This is a genomic window from Ideonella margarita, assembly GCF_038066635.1.
GTDB classification, from domain to species: domain Bacteria; phylum Pseudomonadota; class Gammaproteobacteria; order Burkholderiales; family Burkholderiaceae_C; genus Ideonella; species Ideonella margarita.
Genome location: NZ_JBBUTI010000002.1, coordinates 112157 through 129053, shown reverse-complemented (window position 1 = coordinate 129053; position 16897 = coordinate 112157). Strand labels below are relative to the sequence as shown.

The window sequence follows — 16897 nt, the reverse complement described above, 5'->3', positions numbered from 1 at the left end:
TGCCCGCACCTCACTCCGGCTGCGCGTAACGCCGCGTGCGCAGATTGCGCTTGATCTCCTGCAGGGCCGGGCGCATCTCCTGGCCAAGGCGCAGGGCAACGCCGGTCGTCAGGATGTCGATGATCATCAGGTGCAGCATGCGCGAGACCATCGGGCTGTAGCGGTCGTAGTCTTCCGGGTGGTTGGCCGCCAGCAGGATCTGGTTGTTGCTTTGGGCCAGCTGCGCCAGCGGAGATGCGCTGGCCGTGATGATGATCAGCGTGGCGCCCTTGCGCAGCGCGATCTCGGCCACGTCGATCAGGTCCTTGCTGCGGCCTGAGTTGGAAATCACCACCGCGCAGTCACCCGGCTTGAGCATCGTCGCGCTCATGATCTGGATGTGGCCATCGCTCATCGCGACGGTGTTCACACCCAGCCGGAAGAACTTGTGCTGGGCGTCCTGGGCCACGATGCCCGAGTTGCCCACACCGTAGAACTCGACACGGCCCCGCGCCACGGCGGTGGCCGTCAAGGCCTCCATCGCACGCTCGAAGGAGTGGCCGGTGGCATCGTTGCGGTACTTCAGCATCGCGGCCACCGCGTTGTCGATGACCTTGACGATGATGTCCGAGGGCTTGTCGTCTTCGTCCACCGCACGGTGCACGAAGGGCACGCCTTCATTGACGACACCGGCCAGCTTCAGCTTGAAGTCGGCCAGGCCGTCGTAGCCCACGCTGCGGCAGAACCGCACCACCGTGGGCTTGCTGACGTGGGCGCGTTCGGCCAGTTCACCCACCGGCATGGAGGCAAAGCTCCGTGCATCCAGCAGCACCAGTTTGGCCACCCGTTGCTCGGCGGGCGGCAGGGCAGGGATGGAGGCACGGATACGGTCCAGCATCACTGCTCCTCGGCCCAGGCGTTGCCGTCGCGGGCCACCAGGGCGCTGGCTGCGGCCGGGCCCCAGCTGCCGGCGGCGTAGGTTTTCAGGTCACTGCCGCTGTTTTCCCAGGCGTCCAGGATGGGCTCGACCCAGCGCCAGGCCTGCTCTTGCTCATCGCTGCGCACGAACAGGTTCAGGCGTCCGGCAATCGCGTCCAGCAGCAGACGCTCGTAGGCGCCCACACGGTCGGTCGGGAAGGCCTTGTCGAAGTCCAGGTCGAGGCGCACCGGTGACAGTGCGTCGCCCTGACCGGCGCCCTTGGCCGCCAGCAGATGCAGCTCCAGGCCGTCTTCCGGCTGCAGCTTGATGACCAGCTTGTTGGCATGCCCGGCCGACGGGAAGATCGGGTGCGGCACGGGCCGGAAATTCACCACGATCTGCGCATCACGTGCGCCCAGGCGCTTGCCGGTGCGCAGGTAGAACGGCACACCCGCCCAGCGCCAGTTCTGCACTTCGGTGCGCAGCGCCACGAAAGTTTCGCAGCGGCTGTCGGCTGGCACCTTCACCTCTTCGAGGTAGCCCGGCACCGACTTGCCGTCGACATTGCCGGCGCGGTACTGGCCGCGCACCACATCGCGGGTGACCGACTCGGCGGTGAACGGCTTGAGCGACTTCAGCACCTTGAGCTTCTCGTCGCGGATGGCGTCGGCGTCATTCGTTGACGGCGGCTCCATGGCGATCATGGTGAGCAGCTGCAGCGCATGGTTCTGGATCATGTCGCGCAGGGCGCCGGTGCGGTCATAGAAGTCGCCGCGGGTGCCCACGCCCAGGCTTTCCGCCAGCGTGATCTGGATGTTGGCGATGCTCTCGCGGCGCCACAGGGGCTCGAACAGCGCATTCGCGAAGCGCAGCGCCATCAGGTTCTGCACCGACGGCTTGCCGAGGTAATGGTCGATGCGGAAGGCCTGCTGTTCGGTGAACACCGAACGCACCACGCGGTTGATTTCCTGGGCGCTGGCCAGGTCGTGGCCCAGCGGCTTTTCCAGCACCACACGCACCTTGTCGTGGTTCAGGCCGGCGGCACCCAGTTGTTCACAAATGGCCGGGAACAGGTGCGGGCTGGTGGCGAGGTAAAGCACGGCGGTGTCGGCGCCGCGGTCGTCCAGCCACTGCTTCAGACCGGCGTAATCGGTCGGCTGCGACAGGTCCATGCGGCGGTAGTGCAGCAGGGCGGCAAACCGGTCGAACTCTTCGTCCGACGGCCGCTTGGAGCTGTCGACCTCGGAGAAGCGTTCGCGGATGAACTGGCGGTATTCCTCGTCGGTGCGCTCGTCGCGGGCCACGGCCAGGATGCGACCACCGGCCGGCAGCTTGCCGTGGCGGAACGCCTGGAAGAGGGCGGGCATGAGTTTGCGCCAGGTGAGGTCGCCGGTGCCACCAAAGAAGACGAGGTCGAAGGACATGATTTCGATGTGTAATTTAATTACCTGTTGGATGATGCATGAGTTTCTTGAGGGGGTCAATGCCTGCGGGCGCTCTGCCGGGCATCCTAGGGTTTGTCCTGAAATCGTCTGTGCCCCACACTGGCGCGCACGGCGGATCGCGCGGCACCTTCGCCGTGAAACCTTGCTGTAACACGCCAGCCTGCGCCTCGGTTCTAATTGCGGCTGGCACCTGTTCCTTTTGAACCCTGCCGGCACCATGAATCAGCTCGAACAACTCAAGGCCCACACCATCGTCGTTGCCGATACCGGCAACTTCAAGCAGATGGCGCAGTACGCGCCCCGCGACGCCACCACCAACCCGTCGCTCATCCTCAAGGCCGTGCAGCAGGCCGATTACGCGCCGCTGCTGACCGACACCGTGGCGGCCCACCGCGGCAAGCCGCTCGACGAAATCGTCGACCAGGTGCTGGTCCGTTTCGGCCTGGAAATCCTCAAGGTCGTGCCGGGCCGCGTGTCGACCGAAGTGGATGCCCGCCTGTCCTTCGACACGGCCGCCACCATCGCCCGCGCCCATCGCCTGATCGGCCTGTACGAAGCTGCCGGCATTCCGCGCGACCGCATCCTGATCAAGATCGCGTCCACCTGGGAAGGCATCCAGGCAGCCAAGCAGCTGGAAACCGAAGGCATCCATTGCAACCTGACGCTGCTGTTCAGCTTCTGCCAGGCCGTGGCCTGCGGCCAGGCCGGCATCCAGCTGATCAGCCCCTTCGTCGGTCGCATCTACGACTGGTACAAGAAGCAGGCTGGCGCCGCGTGGGTGGAGGCCGACATGGCCGGCGCCAACGACCCGGGCGTGAAGTCGGTGACCCAGATCTACAACTTCTACAAGAAGTTCGGCATCCGCACAGAGGTGATGGGCGCGAGCTTCCGCAACATCGGCCAGATCAACGCCCTGACGGGTTGCGACCTGCTGACGATCAGCCCGGACCTGCTGGCGCAACTGCAGGCCGCTGATGCGCCTGTCACGCCGGCGCTGTCGGCTGAGGCTGCGCAGCAGCTCGACCTGGAACCGGTGAGCTTCGACGAAGCCGGCTTCCGCTTCGCGCTGAACGAAGACCCGATGGGCACCGAGAAGCTCGCCGAAGGCATCCGCCTGTTCGCGATCGACGCCGGCAAGCTCGACAAGCTGATCCTGGAGGCTTGAGCATGAGCATGCCGCGTTGCGATCAGACCATCGCCTGGACCGCCCTGCAGGGGCATTTCGAAGCGCACGGACGAGGCTTCGATCTGCGGGAGGCTTTTGCCCGCGATGCAGGCCGCTTCGACGCCTTCGGTGTGAGCGCCCCCGAGGTGTATGCCGATCTGTCGAAGAACCGATGGGATGACACGACGCGGCGCTTGCTGGTGGAGCTGGCCGAGGAATGCGGCCTGCCGGCGCACCGCGACGCGATGCTGCGTGGTGATCCGATCAACACCACCGAAGGCCGGGCTGTGTTGCACACGGCCCTGCGCGCCCCCCGCGGCACGGCGCCGTTCAGCGACGATGTGCACGAGGTGCTCGACCGCCTGCTGGCCTACGCCGAAGAGGTGCGCGCGGTGGACCGCAGCGGCTTCACCGACGTGGTGAACATCGGCATCGGCGGCTCGGACCTCGGCCCGCAGATGGCCGTGCCGGCCCTGCAGGCCTACAGCCACCCGGGCCTGAAGCTGCACTTCGTCTCGAACGTGGACGGCCACGACATCGCGCCGGTGCTGCAGCAGCTCAACCCGGCCACCACGCTGTTCATCATCGCCAGCAAGACCTTCACGACCCAGGAAACCATGGCCAACGCGCAAGCGGCCCTGGCCTGGTTCAAGGCGACTGGCGGCACTGACATCGCGCGCCACTTCGTGGGCGTGACGACCAACATCGCCGCGGCTGCGCAGCTGGGCATCCACCAGACCTTCGGTTTCTGGGACTGGGTGGGCGGGCGCTATTCGCTGTGGAGCGCCATCGGCCTGCCGCTGGCGATCGCGATTGGCGCCGAGGGGTTCCGCGAGTTTCTCGCCGGCGCCCACGCCATGGACCAGCACTTCGCCCAGGCGCCGCTGGAGAGCAACCTGCCGGTGCAGCTTGGCCTGCTCGACGTCTGGTACCGCAACTTCCATGGTTTCAGCAGCCGCTCGGTGGCGCCGTACCACCAGGGCTTGAAGCGCTTCCCTGCCTACCTGCAGCAGCTGGAGATGGAGTCGAACGGCAAGTGCGTGGACGCCGAGGGGCGCCGCTTTGCCTACGCCACCAGCCCGGTGGTGTGGGGCGAGCCGGGCACCAACGGCCAGCATGCCTACTTCCAGATGCTGCACCAGGGCACGGACGTGATTCCGGTGGAGTTCATCGCCGTGAAGACCACCAGCCATGACCGCAGCCCGTTGCCCGATACCGTGCGGGCCGGGCTGGCCGACCAGCATGTGAAGCTGCTGGCCAATTGCCTGGCGCAGAGCCAGGCGCTGATGCTGGGCAAGACGGCCGCCGATGCCTTGAACGAGAAGGCCCCCACGGCTTCCGCCACGCTGGACCGCCAGGTGCTGGCCAACCACCGCAGCTTCCCGGGCAACCGCCCGAGCAGCACGCTGGTGCTGGAGGCGCTGACGCCGCGCTCACTCGGCGCCTTGATCGCCCTCTATGAGCACCGCGTGTTCGTCAGCGGCGCCATCTGGGGCATCAACAGTTTCGACCAGTGGGGCGTGGAGCTGGGCAAGGCCCTGTGCAGCCAGTTGCTGCCGCGTTTTGCCACTGGTGAAGCGGAGGGGCTCGATGCTTCCACCGCCGGCCTGCTGGCCCGTCTGCGCGGCTGATGCACACCATGCCGATGTCCACCGACCAGGCCCAGCTACAACCCCGCCTGCCGCACATCATTTTTGATTTTGGCGGCGTGGTGTTCCGCTGGCACCCGGCCACCTTGCTGGCGCGGGTGCTGCCGCGACATGCGCCAACGCCCGAGGCGGCAGAGCAGCTCAAGGCGGTGTTCTTCCAGAACTACGAGGGCGATTGGGGCGCATTCGACAGCGGCCTGATCAGCGCCGACGAGGTGGTGCAGCGCATATCCGCGCGCACCAACCTGACGCCCGCCGAGGTGCAGGCCGTGGTGGACGCCGTGCCCGATGAGCTGGCTCCGCAAGCCGGCACGGTGGCCCTGATGCAGGTGCTGAAGGCGGCTGGGCATCGGCTGTTTTACCTCTCGAACATGCCGGCGCCCTACGCTGAGCACCTGGAACGCACCCACGCCTTCATGGCCTGGTTCGAGCGCGGTGTGTTCTCGTCGCGGGTGCGCACCGGCAAGCCCGGCCGGCGCATCTATGAGCTGGCGCTGGCGGACTTCGGCATCCCGGCCGCTGATGCCTTGTTCATCGACGACCACCCCGTGAACATCGAGGCGGCCACGGCCCTAGGTTTGCCAGCGCTGCTGTTCACGACGCCCGAGCAGCTGGCCGCGGATCTGCGTCAGCGCGGTTTGCTGGGCTGAGGGCTCGCCGCCTGGCGGCGGCACGGCGCCATTGGCGCTCGTTGTGAAACCCCGCCAGGTCGACGGCGGCCTGCACGGCCAGGCCGCGCCGCAGGGCTTCATCGGCCAAAGCCAGACGCACCTGCTCCACATGTTCGCGCGGGCTGATGCCTGCGTGCTGCTGGAACAGGCGCCCCAGGTGCCGCGGCGTGACATGCGCGCGCGCCGCCAGCCGATCCAGCGTCCAGTCCTCACCGGGCGCATCCACCACCGCGTTCTGCACGGCATGCACGGCCGGGTGCAGGTGACGGCGACCTGCCAGCAGCGGTGATTGTTCGGGGTCGTCGGCAGCGCGGCGGTGAAACACCACCATGACCTGCGCCACGGCGGATGTGAGCCCTTCGCCCAGCGCGTCGGCAATCAGGTGCAGGGCCAGGTCAATGCCGGCAGTCACGCCGGCGCTGGTCAGCACCGGGCCGTCCGCCACGAACACCCGGTTCGCCACCACATCAGCCGCGGGCGCCAGCCGGGCGAGTTCATCCAGCAACTCGTGGTGGGTGGTGGCCTGTCGCCCGCTCAGCAGGCCGGCATCGGCCGCCAGCAGGGCGCCTGAACATACCGTCAGCAGCCGGTGGGGTGTGGCCGGCAGGGCGAGTGCGGGCGCCACCACCTGGCTCAGCCAGTGGCGGGCCGCCAGCCACGCGGGCGCCGGACGCACCACATCCGCACCGTCGCCCGGGCGTCCGAGCAGCACCACCCAGGAGGCGGCCGGCAGGCTGGCGGGCAAGGGCTCCAGGCCAGTCAGGGCCAGCCCGACTGACGAGGTGTTGCCCTGATCGGTGCCAGCGAAATGCAGCTGGAAGTGGGCCGGCAGACCCCGCCGCGCCAGTTGCTGGTTGGCGAGCCGAAAGGCCTCCGCCGGGCCGGCCAGGTCCAGCAGCAGGCTGTCTGGCAGCACGACGAACCAGACATGAACGGGCGTGTGTGTGCCGTCGCTTTGGCTGCCGATCGGGCTGGCTGAGCTTAAGGGTGCTGATGCCATGGTGTGTCCATCTGACGCGCGGTGCGCTGTGCCAGCGCCGAGCCGGCATGCCGCGCCACCAGGTGCAGCGCCATGTCGATGCCCGCGGCAATGCCGGCCGAGGTGATGCAGCGGCCCGCCTCCACCCACCGCGGGCCATCCAGCACCTGCAGGTCGGGGTGGCGCTGCGCCAGGTCGGCCTGGTCTTCCCAGTGGGTGGTGGCCGGGGCGTGTTGCAGCAAGCCCGCGGCGGCCAGCACAAACGCACCGGTGCAGACGGACGCGATGCAGCCTGCATGCTGACCGCGACGTGCCAGCTCGGCCAGCAGGGCAGGGTTGGCCAACAGCTGGTCAACCACGCCGCCGGGCACCAGCAGCCAGGTGGTGGCTGGTGCGATTGCCAGTGCGTGGTCGGAGCTCAAGCGCAGCCCGGCGCGGGCACGCACGGGCGCGCCGTCCACCGAGGCCGTCACCAGCTCGAACACGGGCGCGGCCGGCGTCGTATCGCCCGCCTCCAGGCGCATGCGCGCCGCCATGCGATTGGCGGTGGTGAACACCTCGTAGGGGCCGGCGAAATCGAGCAGCTCCACGTCGTCGAACATCAGCATCAGGATGCTGACGGTGGCGGTGTACTCGGGGGTTGGGAAGGGTGCTGTCATGCGGCGGCCTGTGCCTGGCTTGTTGCGGGCAGCGAGCGTGCCAGCGCAGTCGACACCGAGCACAGGGTGGCAAAGCGCTCGGTGAGCACGGTCTCCGTGCGCTCCTTGATGGCCGCAGCCGTCAGCACGGTCCCGGCCGGGGTGAGCATGTCGAAGGTCAGCGTGGCTTCGGTGACGTAGTCGACGTCCCAGCCTTCATCGCTGGCGTGGCGGGTGGTGGTTTCGCAGCACTGCTCGGTGCGGATGCCGGCCACGATCAGGCGGGTGATGCCTCGGCCCTTCAGCCATTCGGCCAGGCCGGTGCCCACCAGCGCGCTGTGGCGGTGCTTGTGGAAGGAAAGTGCAGGCGTGTAGCTGCGCAGGCCATCCAGCGGCCGGATGAGCCCGCTGGCCACTGCGAAGGGGTTGCTGCTTTCAGCCGGGCCGTCGGTGTGGAGCACCTGGACGATGGGCACGCCCTGCCTGGTGCAGCCATCGATCAAGGCATTGCAGGCCGCCAGAAAGGCGGGCACTTCAGCATCAGACCAGTAGGGCCGGCTGGTGAACGAGGCCTGGATGTCGATCAGCAGGAGGGCGGTGGAGACAGTTTCGGACATGGTGGCTACCTGGTTGAGAGGATAAGCCACCATGTTTGCTCAGGCAAACCTTCCGGCCTAGGCCGGAAGTGGACCAATGCCGGACGAATCCGGACATTGATGTGCGGGCATCAGCCCAGGCGTGCGGTGACGTCGGCCAGGCGCTTGCCGAAGACGGCGGCAGTGGCCAGGTCGCCGGCCACCATTTCGTCCACACCGGCGTCGGACGGCGTGGCGGTCATCAGGCCGCTGCTGGAGGCGACGAAGTTGATGTCGTCACGGGTGGCGGCCTTGCTGTTGCTCGGCATCATGCCGGTGCCCACCCACACGCCGCTGTGCTGCATGGCCAGGGTGAACATGTAATGCAGCGTCGACAGCTTGTCGCCGTTCATCGAGGCCGAGTTGGTGAAACCGGCGAACAGCTTGTCCTTCCAGCCCTGGCCAAACCAGACCTTGGACGAGGCATCGGCGAACTTCTTGAACTGCCAGCTCACGCTGCCCATGTAGGTGGGCGAGCCGAAGACGATGGTCTTGGCGGCGGCCAGCTGTTCCCAGCCGCCTTCGGGCAGATTGCCCTCGGCGTCGATGGCGACCAGGCCGGCGCCCGAGGCCTCGGCCACGGCTTGGGCGATTTTCTGGGTGTGGCCGTAGCCGCTGTGGAAAACGATGACGATCGACGACATGGTGGACCTTTCCTTGCGATGTGATTCGGGATACTGCGGCAACACCACTCAGGCGTCTGTGCAGCAGTCCGGATTCTGGGAAGGGTGAAGCCGGCGATCATTCACCGGCTTCGATGCCATCGTTCGATGTGGCTGAAGATCAGGCGGGCGCCAGGAAGCGCTCGGCCAGCCGCACCCACAGGCTGCCACCCACCGGGATGAGCCGGTCGTTGAAGTCGTAGTTCGGGTTGTGCAGGGTGCACGGCCCCAGGTTGTGGCCGTGGTCATGGCCGGCATAGGCCTCGCGGTGGGCGCCGTCGCCATTTCCGATCATGAAGTACGCGCCCGGCTTCTTCTGCAGGAAAAAGCTGAAGTCCTCCGCGCCCATGGTCGGGTCGAAATCGAGCGTCTGTGCCGGGCCGACGACCTCGCGCATCACCTCGCGCAGCACATCCACCTCGGCATCGTGGTTGATGGTGGGCGGGTAGTTGCGGCGGAACTCGAACCTGGCCGTGGCGCCAAAAGCCGCGGCCGTGTGCTGGGTGATCTCGCCCATGCGGCGCTCGATCATGTCCAGCACGTCGAGCGTGAAGGTGCGCACGGTGCCCTGGATTTCGCAGGCGTCAGGCACCACGTTGGTGGCTTCGCCGGTGTGGATCATCGTCACCGAAATCACGGCTGCGTCGGTCGGCTTCTTGTTGCGCGTGACGATGGTCTGGAAGGCCTGCACCATCTGGCAGGCCACCGGCACCGGATCAATGCCGTTGTGCGGCAAGGCGGCATGTGAGCCCTTGCCGGTGATGGTGATGCGGAATTCGTTGCTCGACGCCATGGTCGGGCCCTTGCACACCGAGAAGCTGCCTTCAGGCAGACCCGGCCAGTTGTGCATGCCGTAGATCGCGTCCATCGGGAAGCGCTCGAACAGGCCGTCCTTGATCATCTCGCGGGCGCCGCCACCGCCTTCTTCGGCGGGCTGGAACACCAGGTACACCGTGCCATCGAAGCGGCGCGTGCGGGCCAGTTCCTGGGCAGCGGCGAGCAGCATGGCGGTGTGGCCGTCGTGGCCGCAGGCGTGCATCTTGCCGACATGCTTGCTGGCATGGGCGAAGGTGTTGTGCTCGGTCATCGGCAGCGCGTCCATGTCGGCGCGCAGGCCGATGGCGCGCGGGCTGCTGCCGTTGCGCAGCACACCCACGACGCCGGTGGTGCCCAGGCCGCGGTGCACTTCAATGCCCCAGCCTTCGAGCGCCTTGGCCACCACGTCGGCGGTGCGCACTTCCTGGAAGCAGAGTTCCGGATGAGCGTGGATGTCTCGTCGGAGGGCGGTCAGGGCGGGCGCTTCGGCCTGCAGTTCTTCGATCACGGGCATGGGGCTCTCCTCGGTCTGCAGCGGATGTTACCCGCCGGCCGCCGAGGCCTTGATCGCCACGCCCACGGCCGCAATGCGGATGGGGCGATTCAGCGGCGAACGCCGCCGTCTTCGGTCAGCATCGACAGCTCCACGAAGCGCGAGGCCACATGGTCTTTCGAGCTGAACTGCAGGTTGAAGCCGCCGAAGTTCTGGTTCTGCAGCGATTCAAGGCCACCGATCAGGCCCTCTCGGGTGAAGCCGCGCGAGCGCTTCAGGCCTTCCACGAACACGCGGGCCGCCAGATAGCCTTCCATGCTGGAGTAGTTCTGGCGCAGCTCGCCGCCTGCGGCCTTCAGGGCTTCGTGATAGTCCCGGACGATGCCCACCGTGGTGCCAAACGGGAAGGGCACGACCTGGCTCACCACCACGCCGCGAGCGTCCTTGCCGAGCTCATCGGACAAGGCCTGCGTGCCCACGAAGGACACGTTGTAGAAGGTCCCGCCATAACCGGCCTTGCGGGCTTCGCGGATGAAGGCGGCACAGCTCTTGTAGGCGCTGATCTGCACAACAGCGTCCGGCTTGACGGCGGTGATGGCCTTCACGGCCGCGTTCACGTCGACCGAGTTCCGCTCGACCGTCGCCACGGCCACCGGCGTCAGGCCCTGGGCCTGCAAGGCCTTCACGACGCCGTCGAGGCCGGCCTGGCCATAGCTGTCGTTCTGCCGGAACACCGCGATGCGGCGCAGGCCCAGCGAGGTCAGGTTCTTGACGATCAGTGCGGTCTCGTCGTCGTACGACGCCCGCACATGGAACACGTAGCGGTTGAACGGGTCGCGCAGCGCCATCGCGCCGGTGAACGGCCCAAAAAACGGGATCTTGGCTTCCTTCACCAGGGGCAGGGCCGCGAGCGACGTGGGCGTGCCCACATAGCCGAACAGCGCGAACACGTCGTCGCTGATGAACTTCTCGGTGTTGGCCTTGCACTTGGCCGGGTCGTAGGCGTCGTCCAGCGTGCGCAGCTCGATGCTGGCGCCGTTCACGCCGCCATTGGCATTGACCTGGTCAAAGCACAGCTTGGCGCCGCGGTTCATCTGGATGCCCAACTGGGCGGCGGGCCCGCTGAACGCGGCGGACTGGCCCAGCACCAGCTTGGTACTCTGGCTGCGCGCGGGCAAGGACAGCGCGGCGGTAGCGGCGGCCATGCACCGGATCACGGTGCGGCGGGGCAAGAACAAGCTCATGGATACAACAACTGCAAATTCGGACTGAACGAGACCGCGTACGGTGCCTACGGGGTATGTCGGCACCAATGCATTCTTGCTTAATTTCAAAGCGCCTCAATCGCGACAATTTGTCGCGCAGCCCCTGCATTGGAAACCGTCTGTGACATCATTTGAAGATGATTCAAGACGCCGTCAGCCGCACCATCCACGCGGCCTGCCCCCACGACTGCCCCGACACCTGCGCCATGCGCGTCACGGTGGAAGGCCAGCGCATCGTCCGCATCCAGGGCGACCCCGACCACCCCACCACCCACGGGGCCCTGTGTACCAAGGTGTCGCGCTACGCCGAGCGCACCGATCATGCCGAGCGCGTGCTGCAGCCGCTCAAGCGCGTCGGCCCCAAGGGGGCAGGGCAGTTCGTGCCGGTCAGCTGGGACGAGGCGCTCGACGACATCAGCCGCCGGCTGTCCGACATCGCCGCGCGCGATGCCCAAGCCATCCTGCCCTACAGCTACGCCGGCACGATGGGCCTGGTGCAGGGCGAGAGCATGGCGGCGCGCTTCTTCAACAAGCTCGGCGCGTCTTTGCTGGAGCGCACCATCTGCGCCTCGGCCGGTGGTGAGGCCTTGCAGCAGACCTACGGCGGCAAGGTGGGCATGCACCTGGAGCAGTTCGCCAACAGCCGCCTGATTGTCATCTGGGGCAGCAATTCGATCGCGTCGAACCTGCACTTCTGGACGTTTGCGCAGGCGGCCAAACGCGCCGGCGCCAAGCTGATCGCGATCGACCCGCGTCGCACCGAAACCGCCGAGAAGTGCCACCAGCACCTGGCCCTGCGCCCCGGCACCGATGGCGCCTTGGCTTTGGGCCTGATGCACCAGCTCATCACCCACGACTGGCTGGACCACGACTACCTGGCGCAGCATGTGGAGGGCTGGCCGGCCTTGCGTGAGCGCGCCCTGCAGTGGCCGCCCGAACGCACGGCCGAGGTGTGTGGCCTGACGGTGGACGAGGTGTGCGGCCTGGCCCGTGATTACGGCACCACGCGCCCCACCGCGATTCGATTGAACTACGGCATGCAGCGTGTGCGTGGCGGCGGCAACGCCGTGCGTCTGATCGCCTTGCTGCCCTGCCTGACCGGCGCCTGGCGCGAAGCGGCTGGCGGCTTGCTGCTGTCGGCCTCCGGCTGGTTCAAGCCCGCCCGCAATGACGCCTGGCTGCAGCAGCCGCAGCTGCTGGCCGGCCGTCAGCCGCGCACCATCAACATGAGCACCATCGGCGACGACCTGTTGCGCCCCGCCTCAACGGCGTTTGGTCCGAAGATCGAAGCCGTGGTGGTCTACAACAGCAACCCGGTGGCGGTGGCGCCGGAGTCTCGCAAGGTGGTGGCGGGCTTCCAGCGTGAAGACCTGTTCACCGTGGTGCTCGAGCACTTCCTGACCGACACCGCTGACCATGCCGACTACGTGCTGCCCGCCACCACGCAGCTGGAGCACTGGGACGCGCACACCAGCTACGGGCACACCTACGCGCTGATCAACGAGCCGGCGATCGAGCCCCGTGGCGAGTCGCTCTCGAACTGCGAGATCTTCCGCCGCCTGGCCGCACGCATGGGCTTCGAAGAGCCCTGCTTCCGGGACAGCGACGAGACCCTGGCGCGGCAGGCCTTCACCAGTCTGGTCGATGCCGAGGCCCTGGCCACCACGGGCTGGTTCAAGCTGCCCTTGCCCGATGCACCGTTTGCAGAAGGCGGCTTCCCCACGGCCAACGGCAAGGCGCGCGCCTGCGGGCCGGGCCTGGAGCTGCCTGACCATGTGCCCAACCATGAAAGTGCGGCGTCAACGCCCGAGCTGGCGCAACGCTTTCCGCTGGCGATGATTTCGCCGCCGGCCCGCAACTTCCTCAACTCGACGTTCGTGAACGTCAAGAGCCTGCGCGACATCGAGTCCGAGCCACTGCTGGAAATGCACGCCGACGATGCCGCCAGCCGCAGCTTGCAGGACGGGCAGGGCGTGCGGGTCTTCAATGACCGTGGCGAGTACCACTGCACCCTGCGCGTGAGCCGCCGGGCCCGCGCCGGTGTGGTGCACGGCCTGGGCATCTGGTGGCGCAAGCTGGGTCGCAACGGCACCAACGTGAACGAGCTGACCCACCAGCACCTGACCGATCTGGGCAACGCGCCGTCGTTCTACGACTGCCTGGTTGAAGTGGCGGCCCTGTGAGCACACGATGCGTCGGCGAGGCTGGCTGATGGTGGGCCTGGGCGGCACTTTGGCGCTGGCCACCGTGGTGGTGGGCGCCTTGTGCCTGGGCAGCGGTTGCAGCTCGGTGGGCTACCTGGCCCAGGCCGGCGCCGGCCACCTGGCCATGGCGGGCAGTGGCCGGCCGGTGCCGGAGGTGGTGGCCGATGCCGCCACGCCCGCGGCCTTGCGTGAGCGCCTGCTGCTGAGCCAGCGCATGCGCGATTGGGCGGTGAGCACGCTGCACCTTCCTGACAACCGCAGCTACCGCAGCTATGCCGACCTGGGGCGCCCCGCGGCGGTCTGGAACGTGGTGGCTGCGCCCGAGTTGTCGCTGGCGCTGCGCACCTGGTGTTTTCCGGTGGTGGGCTGCGTGGGCTACCGGGGCTACTACAGCCTGGAGGCGGCCAACGCGGCGGCCGATGAACTTCGCCAGGAGCCGGGCCTGGAGGTGAGCGTGTACCCGGTGCCGGCTTATTCCACGCTGGGCCGCACGGATTGGCTGGGCGGTGATCCGCTGCTCAACACCTTCATCACCTGGCCCGAAGGTGAGCTGGCGCGCATGATCTTCCATGAGCTGTCGCACCAGGTGGTCTACGTGCCGGGCGACACCATGTTCAACGAGAGCTACGCCACGGCCGTCGAGCGGCTGGGCGGTGACCGCTGGTTGCACGAGCAGGCCGATGCAGCCGCGCGCGAGCAGGTGTCTGTGCTGCAGGCCCGGCGCGAGGCAGTGCGCGTGCTGGTCAACGGCGCGCGTGACGAATTGGCAGCGGTGTATGCCAGCGGCCGCAGCGATGCACAAAAGCGCGAGGCCAAGGCCGACGTGCTGGCCCGCCTGCAGGCTGGCTACACCACGCTGAAGCGCGAGCAGTGGCAAGGCTTCAATGGCTACGACGCCTACTTCGCGCGCATGAACAACGCGACGCTCGGCGTGCAGGCGGCCTACCAGCAATGGGTGCCGGCGTTTGAGGCGCTCTGGCGCCGCGAGGGTTGCGATTTCTCGCGATTCCACCGCGCGGTTCAGACCCTGGCCATGCTGCCCAAGCCCGACCGCGATGCCGCACTGACGGCGTTGCTGTCATCAGCGCCCGCCACGCCCTGAGGGGCTGACCTCGGGCGACGTCCTGTGGCGTGGCCTGCTGGTTTGCGGAGATACTGGCGGCCTGTCTGCCACCTTTGGAATCCGCCACAACATGTCTGACATCCGCATCCGCCGAGACCACCAGCTGGGCCTGCAACGTGCCCGCAAGGTGGCGTGGAAATGGGCTGAACATGCCGAGAAGAAGCTCGACATGACCTGCACCGTGATTGAAGGCGACACCAGCGACAAGGTGGAGTTCAAGCGTTCAGGCGCCAGCGGCACCCTGATCGTCACGGGCGATCACTTCGACATGGAGGTCAAGCTCGGCTTCCTGTTCAAGGCCTTCGCCAGCCAGGTGGAAGCCGAGGCCAGCAAGCAGCTGGACGCTGCGCTGGCCAAGGAAGCTGCGCGCAAGGCCTGAAGGCCCCTGGCGCGCAGGCCCGGGAGGGCTTACTTCAGGTCTTCGATCAGGTCGATGTATTGCTGCATCGCGTCGTCGGCCGAGGTGCCCTTCAGGGCGTCCCAGGCGTCGTACTTGGCGCGGCCGACCATGTCGGTGAAGCCGGGGCGCTTGCCGTCGACATCACCGGCGCTGGCCTGCTTGTAGAGCGCGTAGATCTTGAGCAGCGTCATGTTGTCCGGCTTCTCCGGCAGCTGCTTGCTCTCGGCGACGGCGGTTTCAAATTGGGTCTTCAAGTCGGCCATGTTGTGTCTCCTTCAAGGCGTGCCCTGCGTGAAACCGAGGGCTTGACGCTGTGAATGTTAACCAGCATCGTCGCCGATCCGAGTCTGTATTTGCTAGAGGTTCTTCTCCATGCCCGCACCCGTGAATGAACGCATGTCGCGTGTCGACACCGCCTGGCTGCGCATGGACAACGAGGCCAACCTGATGATGATCGTCGGGGTGTGGCTGATCGAGCCGGGCCTCGACATCGCTGCGCTTCGCGAGCGCGTTGCCGAGCGCCTGCTGCGCTATGACCGCTTCCGCCAGCGTGTGGTGGAAGACGCGATGGGTGCGCACTGGGTCGAGGACAAGACGTTTGATCTCGATGCCCACGTGGTGCCCGAGCAACTCCATCCGGCCCGCGGGCAGTCCCGCATGGACGCGCTCAAGGCGCGGGTGGGTGTCTTGTCGATGACCCCGCTGAACCCCGAGCGTCCGCTCTGGCAGATCCAGCTGGTCGAGCAACTCGACCCGGACTCCGGCATCAGCCAGAGCGCGTTCATCGTGCGGGTGCACCACTGCATCGGCGACGGCATCGCACTGATCTCGGTGATGCTGTCCATCACTGACGGTGGTGCGCCGCCGCCTCAGCGCAAGCGCCGGCACAAGGAAGAAGACGCCGAGCACGACTGGCTGAGCGATGCACTGATCAAGCCGATGGCCGACCTCACCATCAAGGCGATCGGCCTGACGGGCGGCGGCGTGGCCAAGTCGATGGAAATGATGGCCCACCCGGAGCAACCGCTGGTGGGCAGCCTGGAGGCGGCCAAGGTGGGCTACCAGGTCATCAGCGACGCAGCTTCGCTGGCGCTGATGCCCGATGACTCACACACCCGCCTCAAGGGAAAGGCCACGCCCGGCAAGGTGGTGGCCTGGGGTGAGCCGCTGGCGCTGGACGACGTGAAGGCCGTGGGCCAGGCACTTGGCGCGTCCATCAACGACGTGCTGCTGACCTGCGTGGCCGGTGCGATTGGCGGCTACCTGCGCAGCAAGGGCGAAGACCCGACGGGCAAGGAGATCCGCGCGATGGTGCCGGTGAACCTGCGTCCGCTGGAAGACGCCTGGAAGCTCGGCAACCGCTTCGGCCTGGTGCCGCTGGTGCTGCCGATCGGCATTGCCAACCCGGTGGAGCGCCTGGCCGCAGTGCGCGCCCGCATGAACGATTTGAAGGGCGGCTACCAACCCCTGCTGGCGTTTGCGCTGCTGGCTGTCGCCGGCCTGCTGATCAAGCCGATGCAGCATGCGCTGCTGAACCTGTTTGCCAAGAAGGCCACGGCGGTGATGACCAACGTGCCCGGCCCGCGCGAGGCGCTGAAGTTCTGCGACCGCACGGTGAAGCAGGTGATGTTCTGGGTGCCGCAGAGCGGCGACATCGGCGTCGGCGTCAGCATCCTCAGTTATGCCGGCGGCGTGCAGTTCGGGCTGATCACCGACGACACGTTGTGCCCTGATCCCGACCAGATCGTCGAGCGCTTCCAGCCCGAATTCGAGCAGCTGCTGTATCTGTCGATGATGTTGCCGTGGGGTGACGGCGACGGTGATGGCGACGGCAGCGGCAGCGCCGACTGACGC

The 16897-nt window shown here is 67.1% G+C and carries 16 protein-coding genes; 7 read left to right on the top strand and 9 right to left on the bottom strand.

All coding sequences use genetic code 11. From position 1 onward, the window contains the following. Positions 1 to 10: 10 nt before the first annotated feature. Both AACH00_RS03570 and zwf read right to left on the bottom strand, forming a co-directional pair. Positions 11 to 877, bottom strand: coding sequence for a MurR/RpiR family transcriptional regulator (locus AACH00_RS03570; protein ID WP_341397591.1), 867 nt, complete (start codon positions 875 to 877; stop codon positions 11 to 13). Continuing rightward, positions 877 to 2322, bottom strand: coding sequence for a glucose-6-phosphate dehydrogenase (gene zwf / locus AACH00_RS03565; protein WP_341397590.1), 1446 nt, complete (start codon positions 2320 to 2322; stop codon positions 877 to 879). The genes AACH00_RS03570 and zwf overlap by 1 nt, the downstream gene beginning before the upstream one ends. A 238-nt stretch (positions 2323 to 2560) precedes the next feature. Here zwf and tal point away from each other — a divergent pair, with 238 nt between their 5' ends. Genes tal through AACH00_RS03550 form a run of 3 tightly spaced genes read left to right on the top strand, consistent with a single transcriptional unit; the run spans position 2561 to position 5807 of the window. Further along, positions 2561 to 3508: a transaldolase gene (gene tal, locus AACH00_RS03560; protein WP_341397589.1), complete on the top strand. Its 948-nt coding sequence runs from the start codon at positions 2561 to 2563 to the stop codon at positions 3506 to 3508. A gap of 2 nt (positions 3509 to 3510) precedes the next feature. After that, entirely contained in the window at positions 3511 to 5139 is a 1629-nt protein-coding gene (gene pgi / locus AACH00_RS03555) for a glucose-6-phosphate isomerase (protein WP_341397588.1), read from the top strand. Positions 5140 to 5147: 8 nt separating this feature from the next. Beyond that, positions 5148 to 5807 carry an HAD family hydrolase gene (locus AACH00_RS03550; RefSeq protein ID WP_341397586.1) on the top strand — a complete coding sequence of 220 codons (660 nt, stop codon included), beginning with the start codon at positions 5148 to 5150 and terminating at the stop codon, positions 5805 to 5807. Here the strand turns inward: AACH00_RS03550 and AACH00_RS03545 are convergent. The 6 genes from AACH00_RS03545 to AACH00_RS03520 form a co-directional block, all read right to left on the bottom strand. Continuing rightward, the gene (locus AACH00_RS03545) at positions 5752 to 6828 is read right to left on the bottom strand and encodes a GlxA family transcriptional regulator (RefSeq protein WP_341397585.1); all 1077 of its coding nucleotides are present in this window, start codon (positions 6826 to 6828) and stop codon (positions 5752 to 5754) included. The genes AACH00_RS03550 and AACH00_RS03545 overlap by 56 nt on opposite strands. Then, entirely contained in the window at positions 6810 to 7466 is a 657-nt protein-coding gene (locus AACH00_RS03540; protein ID WP_341397583.1) for a DJ-1/PfpI family protein, read from the bottom strand. The genes AACH00_RS03545 and AACH00_RS03540 overlap by 19 nt, the downstream gene beginning before the upstream one ends. Next, on the bottom strand, positions 7463 to 8062 hold the full coding sequence (locus tag AACH00_RS03535) for an isochorismatase family protein (RefSeq protein ID WP_341397582.1): 600 nt from the start codon (positions 8060 to 8062) through the stop codon (positions 7463 to 7465). The genes AACH00_RS03540 and AACH00_RS03535 overlap by 4 nt, the downstream gene beginning before the upstream one ends. A 110-nt stretch (positions 8063 to 8172) precedes the next feature. Continuing rightward, positions 8173 to 8724 carry a flavodoxin family protein gene (locus AACH00_RS03530; protein WP_341397581.1) on the bottom strand — a complete coding sequence of 184 codons (552 nt, stop codon included), beginning with the start codon at positions 8722 to 8724 and terminating at the stop codon, positions 8173 to 8175. A gap of 139 nt (positions 8725 to 8863) precedes the next feature. Continuing rightward, positions 8864 to 10072, bottom strand: coding sequence for a M20 aminoacylase family protein (locus AACH00_RS03525; protein WP_341397579.1), 1209 nt, complete (start codon positions 10070 to 10072; stop codon positions 8864 to 8866). A gap of 89 nt (positions 10073 to 10161) precedes the next feature. Beyond that, on the bottom strand, positions 10162 to 11295 hold the full coding sequence (locus AACH00_RS03520) for an ABC transporter substrate-binding protein (RefSeq protein WP_423221887.1): 1134 nt from the start codon (positions 11293 to 11295) through the stop codon (positions 10162 to 10164). Positions 11296 to 11453: 158 nt separating this feature from the next. Between AACH00_RS03520 and AACH00_RS03515 the strand changes: the two genes are divergently transcribed. From AACH00_RS03515 to AACH00_RS03505, 3 genes are all read left to right on the top strand, one after another. Next, positions 11454 to 13499 (top strand): molybdopterin-containing oxidoreductase family protein, encoded by a 2046-nt coding sequence (locus AACH00_RS03515; protein ID WP_341397578.1) that lies wholly within the window; start codon positions 11454 to 11456, stop codon positions 13497 to 13499. A gap of 7 nt (positions 13500 to 13506) precedes the next feature. Further along, positions 13507 to 14622, top strand: coding sequence for an aminopeptidase (locus AACH00_RS03510; RefSeq protein ID WP_341397577.1), 1116 nt, complete (start codon positions 13507 to 13509; stop codon positions 14620 to 14622). Positions 14623 to 14713: 91 nt separating this feature from the next. Beyond that, positions 14714 to 15022 (top strand): polyhydroxyalkanoic acid system family protein, encoded by a 309-nt coding sequence (locus tag AACH00_RS03505; protein ID WP_341397576.1) that lies wholly within the window; start codon positions 14714 to 14716, stop codon positions 15020 to 15022. A gap of 29 nt (positions 15023 to 15051) precedes the next feature. Here AACH00_RS03505 and AACH00_RS03500 read toward each other — a convergent pair whose 3' ends face one another. Next, a complete protein-coding gene (locus AACH00_RS03500; protein WP_341397574.1) occupies positions 15052 to 15306 on the bottom strand; it encodes an acyl-CoA-binding protein in 255 nt (84 codons plus the stop codon). A gap of 109 nt (positions 15307 to 15415) precedes the next feature. On the opposite strand from AACH00_RS03500, the gene AACH00_RS03495 reads away from it, so the two are divergent. Then, positions 15416 to 16894: a wax ester/triacylglycerol synthase family O-acyltransferase gene (locus AACH00_RS03495; protein WP_341397572.1), complete on the top strand. Its 1479-nt coding sequence runs from the start codon at positions 15416 to 15418 to the stop codon at positions 16892 to 16894. The last annotated feature ends 3 nt before the right edge of the window (positions 16895 to 16897 follow it).

Excerpts from the sequence above, each read along its gene's own strand:
- AACH00_RS03570 (WP_341397591.1), bottom strand. The coding sequence starts at position 877 with ATGCTGGACCGTATCCGTGCCTCCATCCCTGCCCTGCCGCCCGCCGAG.
- zwf (WP_341397590.1), bottom strand. The coding sequence starts at position 2,322 with ATGTCCTTCGACCTCGTCTTCTTTGGTGGCACCGGCGACCTCACCTGG.
- tal (WP_341397589.1), top strand. The coding sequence starts at position 2,561 with ATGAATCAGCTCGAACAACTCAAGGCCCACACCATCGTCGTTGCCGAT.
- AACH00_RS03525 (WP_341397579.1), bottom strand. The coding sequence starts at position 10,072 with ATGCCCGTGATCGAAGAACTGCAGGCCGAAGCGCCCGCCCTGACCGCC.
- AACH00_RS03515 (WP_341397578.1), top strand. The coding sequence starts at position 11,454 with ATGATTCAAGACGCCGTCAGCCGCACCATCCACGCGGCCTGCCCCCAC.
- AACH00_RS03535 (WP_341397582.1), bottom strand. The coding sequence starts at position 8,062 with ATGTCCGAAACTGTCTCCACCGCCCTCCTGCTGATCGACATCCAGGCC.
- pgi (WP_341397588.1), top strand. The coding sequence starts at position 3,511 with ATGAGCATGCCGCGTTGCGATCAGACCATCGCCTGGACCGCCCTGCAG.
- AACH00_RS03495 (WP_341397572.1), top strand. The coding sequence starts at position 15,416 with ATGCCCGCACCCGTGAATGAACGCATGTCGCGTGTCGACACCGCCTGG.
- AACH00_RS03500 (WP_341397574.1), bottom strand. The coding sequence starts at position 15,306 with ATGGCCGACTTGAAGACCCAATTTGAAACCGCCGTCGCCGAGAGCAAG.
- AACH00_RS03540 (WP_341397583.1), bottom strand. The coding sequence starts at position 7,466 with ATGACAGCACCCTTCCCAACCCCCGAGTACACCGCCACCGTCAGCATC.
- AACH00_RS03520 (WP_423221887.1), bottom strand. The coding sequence starts at position 11,295 with ATGAGCTTGTTCTTGCCCCGCCGCACCGTGATCCGGTGCATGGCCGCC.
- AACH00_RS03545 (WP_341397585.1), bottom strand. The coding sequence starts at position 6,828 with ATGGCATCAGCACCCTTAAGCTCAGCCAGCCCGATCGGCAGCCAAAGC.
- AACH00_RS03530 (WP_341397581.1), bottom strand. The coding sequence starts at position 8,724 with ATGTCGTCGATCGTCATCGTTTTCCACAGCGGCTACGGCCACACCCAG.
- AACH00_RS03505 (WP_341397576.1), top strand. The coding sequence starts at position 14,714 with ATGTCTGACATCCGCATCCGCCGAGACCACCAGCTGGGCCTGCAACGT.
- AACH00_RS03510 (WP_341397577.1), top strand. The coding sequence starts at position 13,507 with ATGCGTCGGCGAGGCTGGCTGATGGTGGGCCTGGGCGGCACTTTGGCG.
- AACH00_RS03550 (WP_341397586.1), top strand. The coding sequence starts at position 5,148 with ATGCCGATGTCCACCGACCAGGCCCAGCTACAACCCCGCCTGCCGCAC.